The 13,809-nt window shown below is 40.5% G+C and carries 15 protein-coding genes and 1 pseudogene; all 16 read left to right on the plus strand.

Features of this window, described 5'->3' with window-relative positions:
* Window positions 1-4: 4 nt before the first annotated feature.
* Entirely contained in the window at window positions 5-2,287 is a 2,283-nt protein-coding gene (locus tag HGO26_RS22375) for a hypothetical protein (RefSeq protein ID WP_247651565.1), read from the plus strand.
* The gene (locus tag HGO26_RS15660) at window positions 2,274-2,507 is read left to right on the plus strand and encodes a flagellar biosynthetic protein FliQ (protein WP_006079531.1); all 234 of its coding nucleotides are present in this window, start codon (window positions 2,274-2,276) and stop codon (window positions 2,505-2,507) included. Before HGO26_RS22375 ends, HGO26_RS15660 begins: the two co-directional genes overlap by 14 nt.
* Window positions 2,508-2,548: 41 nt before the next feature.
* Window positions 2,549-2,923, plus strand: coding sequence for a hypothetical protein (locus HGO26_RS15665; protein WP_006079532.1), 375 nt, complete (start codon window positions 2,549-2,551; stop codon window positions 2,921-2,923).
* Between the two features lie 119 nt (window positions 2,924-3,042).
* On the plus strand, window positions 3,043-3,885 hold the full coding sequence (locus HGO26_RS15670; protein WP_247651566.1) for a hypothetical protein: 843 nt from the start codon (window positions 3,043-3,045) through the stop codon (window positions 3,883-3,885).
* Window positions 3,886-4,115: 230 nt separating this feature from the next.
* Window positions 4,116-4,361: a type III secretion system inner rod subunit SctI gene (gene sctI / locus HGO26_RS15675; protein WP_006079534.1), complete on the plus strand. Its 246-nt coding sequence runs from the start codon at window positions 4,116-4,118 to the stop codon at window positions 4,359-4,361.
* The gene (locus tag HGO26_RS15680) at window positions 4,361-4,906 is read left to right on the plus strand and encodes a hypothetical protein (protein WP_006079535.1); all 546 of its coding nucleotides are present in this window, start codon (window positions 4,361-4,363) and stop codon (window positions 4,904-4,906) included. Before sctI ends, HGO26_RS15680 begins: the two co-directional genes overlap by 1 nt.
* Window positions 4,893-5,384 (plus strand): regulator, encoded by a 492-nt coding sequence (locus HGO26_RS15685; protein WP_168826344.1) that lies wholly within the window; start codon window positions 4,893-4,895, stop codon window positions 5,382-5,384. The genes HGO26_RS15680 and HGO26_RS15685 overlap by 14 nt, the downstream gene beginning before the upstream one ends.
* A gap of 29 nt (window positions 5,385-5,413) precedes the next feature.
* Window positions 5,414-5,902, plus strand: coding sequence for a tetratricopeptide repeat protein (locus tag HGO26_RS15690; protein WP_168826346.1), 489 nt, complete (start codon window positions 5,414-5,416; stop codon window positions 5,900-5,902).
* 168 nt (window positions 5,903-6,070) lie between these two features.
* Window positions 6,071-7,258 (plus strand): hypothetical protein, encoded by a 1,188-nt coding sequence (locus HGO26_RS15695; RefSeq protein ID WP_168826349.1) that lies wholly within the window; start codon window positions 6,071-6,073, stop codon window positions 7,256-7,258.
* Between the two features lie 308 nt (window positions 7,259-7,566).
* Window positions 7,567-8,763: a hypothetical protein gene (locus HGO26_RS15700; protein ID WP_168826351.1), complete on the plus strand. Its 1,197-nt coding sequence runs from the start codon at window positions 7,567-7,569 to the stop codon at window positions 8,761-8,763.
* A 149-nt stretch (window positions 8,764-8,912) separates the two neighbouring features.
* The gene (locus HGO26_RS15705; protein ID WP_168826353.1) at window positions 8,913-9,956 is read left to right on the plus strand and encodes a VspD; all 1,044 of its coding nucleotides are present in this window, start codon (window positions 8,913-8,915) and stop codon (window positions 9,954-9,956) included.
* A gap of 14 nt (window positions 9,957-9,970) precedes the next feature.
* The gene (locus HGO26_RS15710) at window positions 9,971-10,777 is read left to right on the plus strand and encodes a type III secretion system protein (RefSeq protein ID WP_168826355.1); all 807 of its coding nucleotides are present in this window, start codon (window positions 9,971-9,973) and stop codon (window positions 10,775-10,777) included.
* A 62-nt stretch (window positions 10,778-10,839) separates the two neighbouring features.
* Window positions 10,840-11,322: a hypothetical protein gene (locus HGO26_RS15715; protein ID WP_345719255.1), complete on the plus strand. Its 483-nt coding sequence runs from the start codon at window positions 10,840-10,842 to the stop codon at window positions 11,320-11,322.
* A 7-nt stretch (window positions 11,323-11,329) separates the two neighbouring features.
* Window positions 11,330-11,749: a hypothetical protein gene (locus HGO26_RS15720; protein ID WP_006079545.1), complete on the plus strand. Its 420-nt coding sequence runs from the start codon at window positions 11,330-11,332 to the stop codon at window positions 11,747-11,749.
* 5 nt (window positions 11,750-11,754) lie between these two features.
* On the plus strand, window positions 11,755-12,321 hold the full coding sequence (locus tag HGO26_RS15725) for a hypothetical protein (protein ID WP_168826359.1): 567 nt from the start codon (window positions 11,755-11,757) through the stop codon (window positions 12,319-12,321).
* 301 nt (window positions 12,322-12,622) lie between these two features.
* Window positions 12,623-13,809 (plus strand): annotated as a pseudogene (locus tag HGO26_RS15730) (hypothetical protein); the annotation flags it as partial.

A 13,809-nucleotide genomic window follows, 5' to 3' on the forward strand; every position in this document is an offset into this window, starting at 1 on the left:
CAAAATGACAAAGATGGAAAAACTTGCCCCAGTTGCTCAAATAGCCTGTTTGAGCCCAGTTGAGAGCGAATTCGAACAGCTTTTGAATCTATCAAAACGGCAGGCATCTTCTCATGATGCATCAACATTTGATGGTGAAAAGGAGGCCATTGAGACTCATGAGGCTGAACATGAAGAGAGTTTTATTTGGGGGCATGTTGTACCTGTCGCTGCTCATGCACCACTTCGGCAGCATATATTCTCGGCGAGTAAAACAGTCAGAATCCACTCGTCTGATGCAGTGGGCCGTCGTCCTAAATCAGAGATCCATGAGCCATTGTCAAATGAGGCGAACTTGCAACAACCTAGGCATAGAGGGATAAGTGCAATATTAGTAGCGACTCATGATCAATCCCAGTTAAAAGTGAACAACATTGGTGAGTCTGCAGTGAATGCCTTAGTGTCACCGTCAATTACGCCCGTCGGTAAGCCGTTGGACATACAGACAGCAGCGGGGACGGATAAGACCGCGCTTCCAATAATGACGACACCATCTCAGCCTATTGCGACAGCGCTTAAATCTACTCAGTCGTCACCAATCGATTCGTCACCAATAAGTCAGCCGGCTGCTGGTATGGGACGTGAGTCAGTCGTCACTCCTCAAGTGTCAACAATGTCCGTTGGCAAGTCGTTGAACTCAGCGCAATCAGTTGTGAATTCAGAACAGGTTGGGCGTTCACTGACAACACCACCTCAGCCTACTGCGACAGTGCCTAAATCTACTCAGTCGTTGCCAATCAAGTCGCCACTAATAAGCCAGCCCGCTGCTGTTATGGGACGAGAGTCAGTCGTTAATCCTCAAGTGTCAACAATGCCTCTTGGCAAATCGTTGAACTCAACGCGACCAGTTGTGAGTTTAGAACAGGCAGGGCGCTCAATGACGACACCACCTCAGCCTATTGCGACAGTGCCTAATTCTACTCAGCCGTCACCAATCAATTCGTCACCAATAAGTCAGCTAGCTGCTGGCGTGGGACGTGAGTTAATTGTCAATCCCCAAGCCTCAACAATGTCCGTTGGCAAGTCGCTGAACTCAGCGCAACTAGTTGTGAATTCAGAACTGGTTGGGCGTTCACTGATGACACCACCTCAGCCTATTGCGACTGCATATCAACCTGCTCAGTCGTCACTAATCAAGTCGCCACTAATAAGCCAGCCCAATGCTGTTATGAGACGTGAGTCAGCCGTGCATGCCCAAGTGTCAACAACGCCCGTTGGCAAATCGTTGAACGCAGCGCAACCAGTTGTGAATTCAGAACTGGCCGGGCGTTCACCGACGACACCTCCTCAGTTTATTGCGACTGCATCTCAACCTGCTCAGTCGTCAGCAATCAAGTCGCCACTAATAAGTCAGCACGCTACAGTTATGGGGAGTGAGTCAGCCGTGAATGCTCAAGTGTCAATAACGCCTGTTGGCAAATCGTTGAACTCAGCGCAATCAGTTGTGAATTCAGAACAGGTTGGGCGTTCACTGACAACACCACCTCAGCCTATTGCGACGGTATCTCAACCTACCCAGTCGTTGCCAATCAAGTCGCTACTAATAAGCCAGCCCGCAGCCGTTATGGGACGAGAGTCAGTCGTCAATCCTCAAGTGCCAACAATGCCCGTTGGCAAGTCGTTGAACTCAGTGCAACCAGTTGTGAATTCAGAACAGGCTGGGCGTTCACTGACGACACCACCTCAGCCTATTGCGGTAGTGCCTCAATCTACTCAGTCGTCAGCAATTAAGTCGCCACTAATAAGTCAGCCGCCTACTGTTATGGGGCGTGAGTCTGGAGCGAATCTTCAAAAGCAATCAGAATTAAAAGTTGCTCACTCACCTTTATCTATTTTGGCTCGAGTGCAGCGAGAATCGAATGCTAATAAGGGCTTATCTGCCGAAGAGAAGAAAGAAGACCCTATTATTAAAGCTTCTGTAGTATTTAATTCAAATTTAGAAGTAAAGGAGGGAGGCCAGCAAGTAAATATGGTGTCTATTGAGGAAAAATCTTCAGTATTAGCAACTCGCATGGAATTACCAAGTCTAGGTTCTAAACACGCGGCAATTGGAACTGTGAATACAGCCATGACTGTTCAACCTGTATTGTCTTCGTTGATGCTGCATTACCAAATCGCCCCCGAGTATTTTACTCAATACGTGCAATTGAACACCTATCGAGTATTTTTTCGCAATAAGTACTACGTATTCCAGTTTGAGGATAACAAAGTGACTAACTTTCTTGAGGATTATTATGACCGTCATTGATGTCACAGCGGCATGCTTAGACATTCTCAAGAGTGCGATTATTATTTTTTCGCTTAGTTTTGTCATCACGGGAGTTATTGTCGGTCTGTTGCAAACTGTGTTTAGTGTGCAAGATCCAGGCTTACCTATGGCGGCGAAATTAGTTGTATTTATCGTTTTGCTTACACAAGTTGGTGGTGGGATTTATGATCAATTCCATCTGCTTTTTGGGCAACTCTAACATTGAATAATTAAAATATTAACTTTTAAACGGAAGGTATTATGAAAAAACTAAGAGAAATTGTTTATAAAACGCTCGTAGATGATTTTAATGTGTCACCAAGCTTATTATCTCGTATTGAGGGAGATGATCCTATCGCGATTGAACTTAATGGCGGAGAAGAGATATTTATTTATATTAATGATAGAACATTGCAAACTTTTATTGAGATACCTTTACGCGATCAACGCATGCTCAAAAACAAAGCACCTAAAATAATTGAGAGTCTCATGTCTGACGAAGACGTTTTCTTCAATATAAAGAAGGAAAAGTTAACAGTAGTGACAGAGTTTTCCGCAGATATCGCTAATGTAGAGCGAGTGTTGGCCGGTAAGCTGAAACTATTCAATAACATGGTGGCTTATATTAAGGTTTAATCATTAAGCTACATAAAATATTAGTATATTTATTAAATTCCTCATAAAATAATTTTAAGGTTTATATGCCAATATCATCTATCTCTCCATTGCCCTCTATGTCAAATGTGAGTCAGAATTTGACGTCGGAAAAATTGTTAAGTGACTTGAAAACGAACATAAAACAGGTTCGTAATTTACCTAATGGTGTTATCTATAGCCCATTTAACAATGAAGATATGGTAATTCAAGCTATTGGAATAAATACAGCAAGAGTACTTAATGGAAAGCAGCCGTTACCTATGATTTGCTCGATGTTAAATAGAGGTGCATTGAAGTCAACAATCAGTGATGTTAAATCAACAGAATTTTCCGGCAGACTGAAAGATGGTGCCGTGTATGAAAATAAAATGACCTCTTATATTAAAACTATTGGAATTAAAGATGTGCATGCTGCTTTCCCATCAGAAATAAAAAGGCTCGGTGAATACCAATCACTTAATCAGCTCGAGGTTATTGACCCCAAATCCTTACCGGATAATAGTATTAAGAATATTTATGTCATTGGTCATGGTGAAGCTGGTCGACCACATTTATACGAAACAGTAAAGTGTGGCAGTGCAAGTAAATCGATAGATAATGTCATGTGTGAAATACATAGTCTTGTAAGGCAGAAAGCTAACGCTGATGTAAAAATAAAAATGACGGCGTGTGAGAGTGCTGACAGGGAGACGTTGCAATCTTTTAAACAGACAAATGACATTGTCCAGAGAAAAAAAGGTGTTGAACCTTTGGCCAATAGTGCAAAAACCGAAGCCGATAAGTACTTTCCTAAAGCGCGCGTATTCGGTTATCACGGATTGGGTATTAGTCGTGGAAGCGAGTATGTTTCGCAAGCTCGATGTTTGGATGCTGATTTTGATAAGACGACAGGTAATGTATCCAAATGGGTAAAAGCCAGCACTGTAAGGAAAGAATTCTAATCATCTAAATGATGCTATCGCTAAGCCGTCTTGTTTGTATTTTGAGCATCAAGGGTTAGGTGTTTGATTAATAAGACGGATATATTTTCAATAAGATAATGAATTTAAAAGTAAATTTTTTACTCGTATTTTTTCACTTTGATTCCAGTTTGTTCATTTGCTTGCTAACGATAGCAGCGGTTAAATATCAAACATTGTGAAGCGTATTGATTTAAAGAGTTGTTTGGAAAATGGTAGATCTTAATGTACAAGCGATACAACCTTCTGTATTTGAAGATACCTTTAATAATATTGGTGAAGGTTTTCAAGAGATTATGAATAATTTACAGAAGATAAATGATGGCAAAACGATTACCTTGCAGGATACGTTAGCCTTACAGCAATCGGTATTTCATTACAGCATGTATCAGGAAACAGTAACTAAAATTGCTTCGAAGTCTGCTACTGCAATAAATGATGTCATGAAGGCCCAGTGATGAAAAAACTGTACTGGATCGTTTTTCTTGTACTCTTTGGATGTAATGATCAGGGCAGAGTAGAAGTCGCCAATTTTGATTCCGCTGATGCGGCGAACAAAGTGGTTGTTCTGCTCGCCAGATATCAGGTTTCCGCTTCTTTATCTATTAGTAAGGATCGTCATCTTGTCTATGTTGATAAAGATAACTTAGCTCAGGCGAGAGAAGTATTAACAAAATTCAATTTCTATTTTGAACGAGAAGACCTCAATGATCTGCTTGAGTCAAAATTTGCTAGCTTGAGTAAGTTAGAGATAGTGAAGGGAAACTTGCTTGAGAGTCGCGAAATATATAACAAAATTAGTGTTATTCCCAATGTGCTACGGAGCAGTGTCATAGTCACTGGGGAAAAAAATAAGCGAGTCTCGGTTATTATTTTTAGCTTTGATGAAATTGAACGTGAAAATAAGTTGAATATTGAGCGTTTTTTGAAAGGCTTAGTTTCAGAGTTGGATACATTAACTGTCAGTTATTTTTTTCAGAATACGGGTAATGAAAAAGTATAAAAAACTTCATCAAACTTACTTACATTATTTACTGGTCAATCGGCGACTTTCCCCGGATCAATATAGTGTGCTCACATCACTAACCGAGAGTGAGGTACAGGTATGGTTTACACCTAGACGTTCTAAAATTACTGCTTTAGTAAAAGTATTGGGTAGCGTAGTAATATCCCAAGCGCGGAAAGATGACGCGAGTGATCGCTCTTGGCTGCTGAGTAAGCAATCTCTAAATCAAAGACAATATCTCTGGTCAAGAACACTGGGAATTAAACTCGATTCTAATGAGTCAAAAAACATGTGCCCCGAAAAACTTGGTGTTGCATTATTAGCTATTCACAATCCTCGTCATGCCATCATTTGGGCTTTAAGGCTAGGTATATCACTACCAGAATCTATATTAGCAGTAAAATCTTCTACTAGACTTGATGCCTTTATCTTACAAGTAGCCAAAGATACAGATATCGAACTCAGCGGCGTGTAAAATAACCGTTAAAATTGGATTGAATTTATATGAAAAAAAATATAATACGCCCCGGTGAAACCTGTGATGACTTTTTTGAACTATTGAGTGGCACAGTCATTGAAAAAGATATTGCATCTATGCGCAAGTCGAAGAAAATCACAATAACTCAGCTAAAATCAATTTATGAATTAGGGGTTAAGTTTTATACTGACTTCCAATTTAAGGAAGCTGAGATTGTTTTTTCTGCCTATGTTGGTTTAAATCCGTATGATCATCGAGGCCCAGGATGCCTAGCTGCAATTTTTTTGGAAAAAGGGCAATTTAAAAAAGCTTTGGAAGTGCTAAACATATTAAAGACTTTCCCGACTAATGATCTAGATGAAACTATTCTTAATATTTCTTTGTGTCATTATAAGTTAAATGAATATACCGAGGCTAGTGTTACCTGGCTTATTGTAAAAGAAGATAATTTAAATGATTTCTATCTGCAACGATATCATTATCTTAAGTCGCAGCTGAGCCCGTATTTACCTTAATTATAGATAATATTGCAGAGTCAATATGAAACAACTATTCGAATCTAAGATTTTTCTTGAAATATAAGCTAATTTTATGACTCACACATTTAGCTGTTCTGTGTGATTGCGCTCCTAACCTGTACCATCAAGAGGATACAGGATTATTAAATTGTAGAGACTCTATAAATGATAGTAAATAATGCACGAGTGTTATCAGATGCGCTAAATTTTGAACAAAAAAGTTCATCTTTGACTGATGCCGATAAAAAAAATCTAAATGATATAGAAAAGTTAATTAAGTCTGCCTCCCAGCAAGAAGAAAAATTAAATAAAGCTCTGCCATTTACTAAGAGTGAGCCATCTCCATTTCAGACACTTGCTACTTTTGCTGCCCATCAGAAAGAAGTTGTACGCTCTATGGTTGGCCTGAGCTCTGAAAGCGCGATCGCCTCTGCTTTGGCGGGAAGCATTGAAGCCTATGGTAAGCAATTAGCACATATACAAGGTTGGACAACTGGTGGTCTACCGATGTTCGAAAGTGCGATGAGGGAAATGTTCGACGGTTTTCTGAAAGATGGTATCACTGGTAACGAAATTGAAGATTTATTTCAGCTAGCCATTATGGATTACATTTCACACTCAGCTGACTTTCCAGCTCTCACGCCAGAGATGATGGAAGACATGATGCATTATTTAGAGAGCACGGGTTCTGGTTCACATGGATATCATGAGGGCTGGAATGGTCAGAAATTCGCAGATAAAAGTACCGCTATCTTTGACTTTATGTTGAAAAATGCTCCGAAAGACAGCCTGTGTAATGAAGTACTGACATTCTTAAAAGATAAACAAGGTGCACCGTCTGCGTTAGTCAATCACTTTAAAAATAATTTTGAAAATAAATATTCGTTTATTGGTGATGCTGGATATCCAAGTGATGCAGGTGTCTCGCCTATGTTACGTATGGCGCTAATGGCTGCCTATTTAAATAAGTATCCTGACGTCACGCAAGATACGATAAATTTATTTCTCACTGGGTCAGTGGGTGAATTGAATGACTTTATTAAAAATAATACACCGGGCGAAAGCTATACATCTGCTATGGATTTCCTCTTTAAAAATGATGGTCACGGGGTGGATAACGGTTGGCGTGAAGTTGATCAAAATGGTCATAAGGTGATTGATTGGAATGGTGTTGGATTGGATGCCGGTTATTTTAAAGATATGTATACCGACTTTCCACCACGCGAGTTAACCGATGAAGATATTAAAGAAATTAACCGTATCGGCGATCAAGTAAAAATGATCCAGCAGACCCTTAAGTACTGGATCCAGATCTGCCGTGATGAACTCATGGCATTTGCTAGGAATATTTAAAAATCAAGAGTAATTTCGCTATCAGTATTGACTTTTATGATTTTTAATTTCCGCTGATTATTTGATGAGTGCATTTTATGCTTAAAATTAATGTGATACATTTTTGTTTTTCTATTTTTTAGATAAAAGTGAGTAATGCTTTCTCATTTAAATTTTTAATTAATGGTAGGGGCTGCTATTTCCTTCTTGATTTTTTCTTAAGATAAAAGCCAATTTCATGACTCACACATTTAGCTGTTCTGTGTGAGTACACTCCCAACCTGTACCATCAAGAGGATACAGGATTATTAAATTGTAGAGACTTATAAATGATAGTAAATAATTCACGAGCATTATCAGATACGCTAGATTTTGAACAAAAAAGTTCATCTTTGACTGATGCCGATAAAAAAAATCTAAATGATATTGAACAGTCAATTAAGTCTGCCTCCCAGCAAGAAGAAAAATTAAATAAAGCTCTGCCATTTACTAAGAGTGAGCCATCTCCATTTCAGACACTTGCTACTTTTGCTGCCCATCAGAAAGACATTGTACGTTCAATGGTTGGCCTGAGCTCTGAAAGCGCGATAGCCTCTGCTTTGGCGGGAAGCATTGAAGCCTATGGAAGTCAATTAGACATCGTTAATAAGTGGACCAGTGGTGGAAAACCTGCATTCGAGGCCGCCATTATGCAGATGTTTACTGCTATGAAAGAGGGCGGGATTAACGGAATTGAGTACGAGAACATGTTCCAACTGGTGCTGCTCGATGTGTTGAGTAATAGTAAAGAGTACGGTTTAGAAGACGCTAACTTCTTGAATGAATTGGGGACTCTACTGGAAAAAACTGGTAGTGGCAGTCATACCAATTGGAATTTTACCCCTGAGCAATTGGGGGCGAAGGTCAATAATGTTTGGAGTACTCTGAATAGTGCGATTCAGGGGGGGAAAATTCCAACGGATAGCATTGCTTACCAAGCTATGTCAGCTATGAGTGGCGGCAATATTTCATCGACGACGCCCACAGAGTTATCGCGTCGCTTTACCTCATCTGTGTATAACGATCCCAATGCCGGCGGCTGGATCACCAGCGGCCTTAACGATATTAGCCCTATGGCAAGAATTGTGTTGCTGAGCGCGTTAAATGGTGATCAAACAGTATCGGCAGCCGAGGTCGAGACCATTCTCAATGGCAGTAAAGCAGAGGTTGATAATTTACTCACTAAATTAGCCAGTATGGATGCGATGGCGTACTTATTTAGTGCTAAGTGTCCTGGTTGGCAGAATTCGTCGGACACCAGTAAGCCTTTGCCACCAGGAGTGACTCAGGCCTTCGATTATGACGGGACGATTCAGGCTCAATATTTAACGGATCTTTATAAGAACTTCTCACCCAGACAACTTACTGATGAAGATATTAAAGAAATTAACCGTATCGGCGATCAAGTCAAAATGATCCAGCAGACCCTTAAGTATTGGTTACAAATTTGTCGGGATGAACAGTTAGCCGTCGCCCGTAATATCTAAATGGTGATGCTAGTAGCAAATAGAAGGGCATGGTAGCACTGGGAACATGCCGCTCGCATCGCGAGAATTTAGATGTGCAAGCTCACTTCAGTAACTCTGATAGTGAGTGCGCATCTATTCCCAGTATCGTCACATGAAAGGAAATAACTATGAGTACATTCATGATTACCGTCGCTGCGCCAAGCATTATTGGCACTGTCGATGAACAGAGCCAGAGTGTTCAACGCCAAAGTACAGCTGCGACAGAATCGGCTAGGCCGAATCAACCTTTACCAGGCAATACGATTGGTGTGTCCGATAGTCAGCTCTGGCGTATGGTGCAAGAGAGTATGAAATTGGCCGCTGAAGCGTTTTCTGGTACCGGTAAAGAAAACTCTGAAGCGAAAAAAACACTGATAGATATTCAAAAAAATGCTCAGATCGATGCGCTTAAAGAGCGTATGGCGCAGATTGAAGAACAGAAGCAAGCCCAAAAGAGCCAAGGCATTTGGGGCAAGATTGCTATGGGATTAGGTTTTCTTGCGGCAATTATAATGGCGCCATTCAATCCTGTTATGGCTGCAGTGATGATTGGTTTCATGATTGCTTCGATCGTATTGCCTAAAATTGTCGATAAGATTATGGAAGCCGCAGGTGTCTCTGAAGAGATCAGGGGCTATGTATCAATGGGATTAGAGATTGCTATTGGCATTATCAGTATGGTGGTCAGTTTCAATCCAGGGAACATGATGGCGACTGCGGGTAAGGCCGTTGCGAGTGGGGCTGCAAAAGTAGCAACTATGGTTGATAAAGCTGTCGACGCAGTTAAAACATTGAAGTCATTCAGCACTATATCGACAAAAATTCAGGGTATGGTCAACAAAGTTATGAAGTTGATTCAGCCTTTGCTCGATAAGATTAAGTCATTTGCAAGTGGTGGCGAAAAGCTGACCTCAAAGATTGCTCAAGCAAGTTCGGTTACTTCAAATGCAACTTCAGTCGTGAGTAGCGGTTACGCGATTAAGTCTGCCGACATTACAAAAGATCTTGAAATTGCTAAAGCAAACCAAGAGGAGTTGGAAACACGTATCCAGCAAATCTTGACCATGCTTAATCAGGCGTTGCGTGCGGTAAGCCATGCTTTTGAATCACTTTTTAAAGTTAATAGTGATCAGCGCGAATACAACGACAAGATTATTTCAATCAATATGTAAGAGGAAGTTAATTTATGAATTTAGTACAAATGAGTGCACTGTCGCTACCATCGACAAAATCTGAAGAGACTTCTTCTGTTAATAATTTCAAGCCGATAGATCAAAAAGCATGGGGCAGTTATGAAAACTCATTGAAAGAGGCCAACAAAGGCTCGGTATCAATGGCTGATTTACTGGCACTTTTAGCACAAATTATCGAGTCGTCTCAACAGGTTCGCGCTCAAGTGATGAAGAATCGCATTGGTGAAGCTGTTGCTACGTCAGAGTTGGCGACTATGCTCGCGCAAGATAAATCTCAAGATGCCAAATTACGCTTCGGTATTACCTTAGCGTCATCTGTGGTTAACATGGGAATGACAACTGCAGCAACTGTTCGAATTGGCCAAACTAAAACGCTGAAGGATAAACACTTATCCAAAATGGGCGACCGAGGGGCTGCGGATACAGGAGGAGTCAAGTTATTAAAAACGACGGATCTTGAGTCTGGTAAAGTCACTAATGTTGATAAGTCTCCTAAAGTCTCAGATCTAACAGCAAAAGAGCTTAATCAATACAGTGCTAATCTTCAGCAGCAGCGTACTGCCAAGTACAACTCTGTCACTCAAATGGGTGGAATGGCTGATGGTATGGTTGGCAATGCAAACGAAATTCAAAATGCTGAACAGGTGAAAGTACAAGAAGAGACTCAAGCGAGCAAAGACTTGAAAGAGAAGTTTGATGCTCAGCTTGATCAATATATTCAAGATCTGACTGCTGAAGCGGTGAAGTTAAATGAGATCCTTGAAGCTGTAGCGAAAGCGAGTTTAGTGACTAACCGATAATACGGAGCAGAGCGAGCCTAAGCTCGCTCTGATTAACTATGCTTCGACCCGTTTCTTTTGCCGTGACACAACGCACCGAAAAAATTTCGGATATTAACCGAACTCAAAAGGCTGGTGACCACCGCCAGCCTCGCCGAGTAAAAGATATAAAGCAAGTCGACAAGCGAACTAAAAAATATCCTCGTCTGTTCCGGGTTAAACGTAAAAATTTAACATTGGATCAGCAAAGGCAATTTGCTCGACAGCTTAATAGCTATCAGCTCAAGGCGTTACGCGATTGGCAAGGTTTCTCTGATAATTTACTCGATGTTAAATCATTAAATGATGCTCAACTTTGGATATTACATGCGGCAGAGCACTGTGAGCACTTATATCCATTAACGTTAAGAAAGCAACTTAAAAAATATATTGCAGATGTTAAGTCCTCCGCAGGGAATATGGATGCGAATAGCAGCACGGTGCAGCAACTTGTCGCTTATGAACATAATTTAGATGGTTTACTGTCATTATTGGCTTTATGCCGCCGTTACTATATTCAAGAGTAAAGTATAAATGCCTAAAAATAATCGCCATATTCGTATCTCGCATTGTCATTTACAGGGTAAAACACTTGATCCTTATCAGTTATTAAAGGCTAAGTCAGAACGGCTTAGTTGGAATAGATTATCTGATGTGGAGATATATGCCGATAAACAAGCGGTAATCGAATGGTTTGCTATGTTGCGCGATTATTCTGAAACAACAGTTAAAGCGATTGTGGTAGAAGGGATACTAGATAGTCAATTTCATAAAATTACCTTTATTTTAACATTAGTACAAAGTGTTGATTTTGAAGAGGTGACTTCGAAAGATGCTTATCAACAGCTTTATGACTTTGTTTGCAAAACACCTGCTGGAATACGTGATTGGATCGATGATATAGATTTTAAAATGAGTATGGATGTATTAGCACTGTTATCTAGGAATCGGTGAAATATATGAAACAAGAGTGCGTCACTCTCATGCCAAAATATGAGATGAAACCAGCAATGTACCGAGCAGTTAATCAGATTGCTGGGACAACTTTTAATAATCAAGAGATTAGAGTTGATGTGGGGGCTGTATGTCATCGATTTCAGCAGCAGGATTTCATATTACTCAGCTTAAAGCATGTTGGTATCGAGGCTGAACTATATGTTTCTTTATGCGAAGCAGGCAGGTTGCTCGGTTTAGATGTGAACCATCTCGAACAGAATTACTTATCCTATGTAATCACTCAAGTCTTAAGCCAGTATGGATTAGCGTTTAAGTCATATCCTGAGATGGATATAGATGAGTTGCCTCTGTTAATGAGTTGCCAACTTATTATAGGAGATTTCAACATATCTGCATTGTTAAAAGTGGACACACTCAATATTGATGTTAACTATTTGAAAACTAGTTTATCTTCATTGCCGAAAACGTTAGTTCTGATGGCATCTTGTACTATGTTTAAAACTAGTCTTAGTGTTGAAGAAATATTGTCGTTAACTAATAATGACCTTGTATTGGTTTGTCCAAAGTAAATGAAACCTAGAACGTGTGACTACATTCAACAATTTTTACAGCGCCTCGAAAAAAATGAGAGTGTTATTTTTAGAGATTACCCAGACAATCTATTGCTGCCAGTTTTTCCTTTTTTCCAGTTAATACATCTCGTTAACTTGGAGGCCGTTATTGATCTTATTTTACAATTTGAAATGGCCTCAAAAGGTGTATTTATTCGTGTTGATGGATTTCTTACTCTCACAATAGCTGAGCAAGATTATTCCGAAGATAATGTAAGACGGTTAAGCATTAATTTATTTGAAAAGATGAGATTTTAATATGGCACTTAATCCAGCGTTGACTCGTAGTACTTCTATGCCAGAGTTATCACGTTTAGACTGTGAGGCTCTACCTAGGAATATAGCACGATCTACCTCTTTATTGGACGTTAGAGCTCCAACACTTAGATCTGCGGAACCTCAAACTCCAGAGAGTGTATCTATTGCCTCTAGTATTTTGGAGACGGAAGAGCCTCATTCTAAAGCTAAGCCTAAAAAGATTAAAGAAAACACTAAAAAATCAAATAGAGTGAGCACAGATAAGAAGGCTAAGTTTCATTTAGCTGCTATCGCCGGTGCCGTAACAATTGGTACTGTGTTAGCTCCCTTCACCTTAGGATTTAGTTTATTACCGACGGTATTTGTGGTGATGTATGGTAATGCATCTGCGATAGCTATGTATGGTGGCTCACAATTTGTCGCTGGCGATAAAGAGAAGAAAAAAGCCCCGTTGGAGCCGCCTAAAGTTGATGCTCCCAAAGATTTACCAACTAAGCGTCCTTTTCATTTGCCTCCCCTGGCCGATCTACCGGAACCTAAGCATACAGAAGATGTGACGGACAAAGATGCCGGACGGGGAGATACCTTTAATAACTGTTTTAATAACGTTAATAACTTTCATAACAGTTGGTATGTCTTTATTAACTCTCGCAAGGATCCTGACATAAATCTGGTTTCAGAAGATCAGGTTAAGACCCCTAACGAGTCGAGTGTTAATAATATCGGCACGCAAACAACTGATGCAACATCGATCGGACGGGTGACTTTGCCCTTTGCTGATGCTGCAGAAGTCATTGTTGTCGAGACGCCAGTTAAGGAGCGTCAAGAGCGATTAAAGACGTTAATATCTCAGTGCCAAGAGCAAGCAGATCCGCAGTTGGTAACCTTATTCAATTTACTTCTAAGCGGGGATGATGCATGTGCTCAAATGGTCGAAATAAAAGGGAAAGATGGTTCTACAGCGTATGCTGTTATTCCTAATAGTGAATCATTGGTTATTGATGAACGCGATCGTGCGACGGGATCCGATGTACCTAGGCCTTTAGCAGGTACAACAACGAAAACCACAACGCCAGTTGCGACGCAGACGGATGATACACCTGCGACAGTGACGGGCAACGGTTCGCCATCGGTGGCGAATGTGACAGATGATGGCACGCAAACCGATGTGCCGACAGCCGTCGCAGA

Source organism: Shewanella oncorhynchi (genome assembly GCF_012584455.1).
Taxonomy (GTDB): domain Bacteria; phylum Pseudomonadota; class Gammaproteobacteria; order Enterobacterales; family Shewanellaceae; genus Shewanella; species Shewanella oncorhynchi.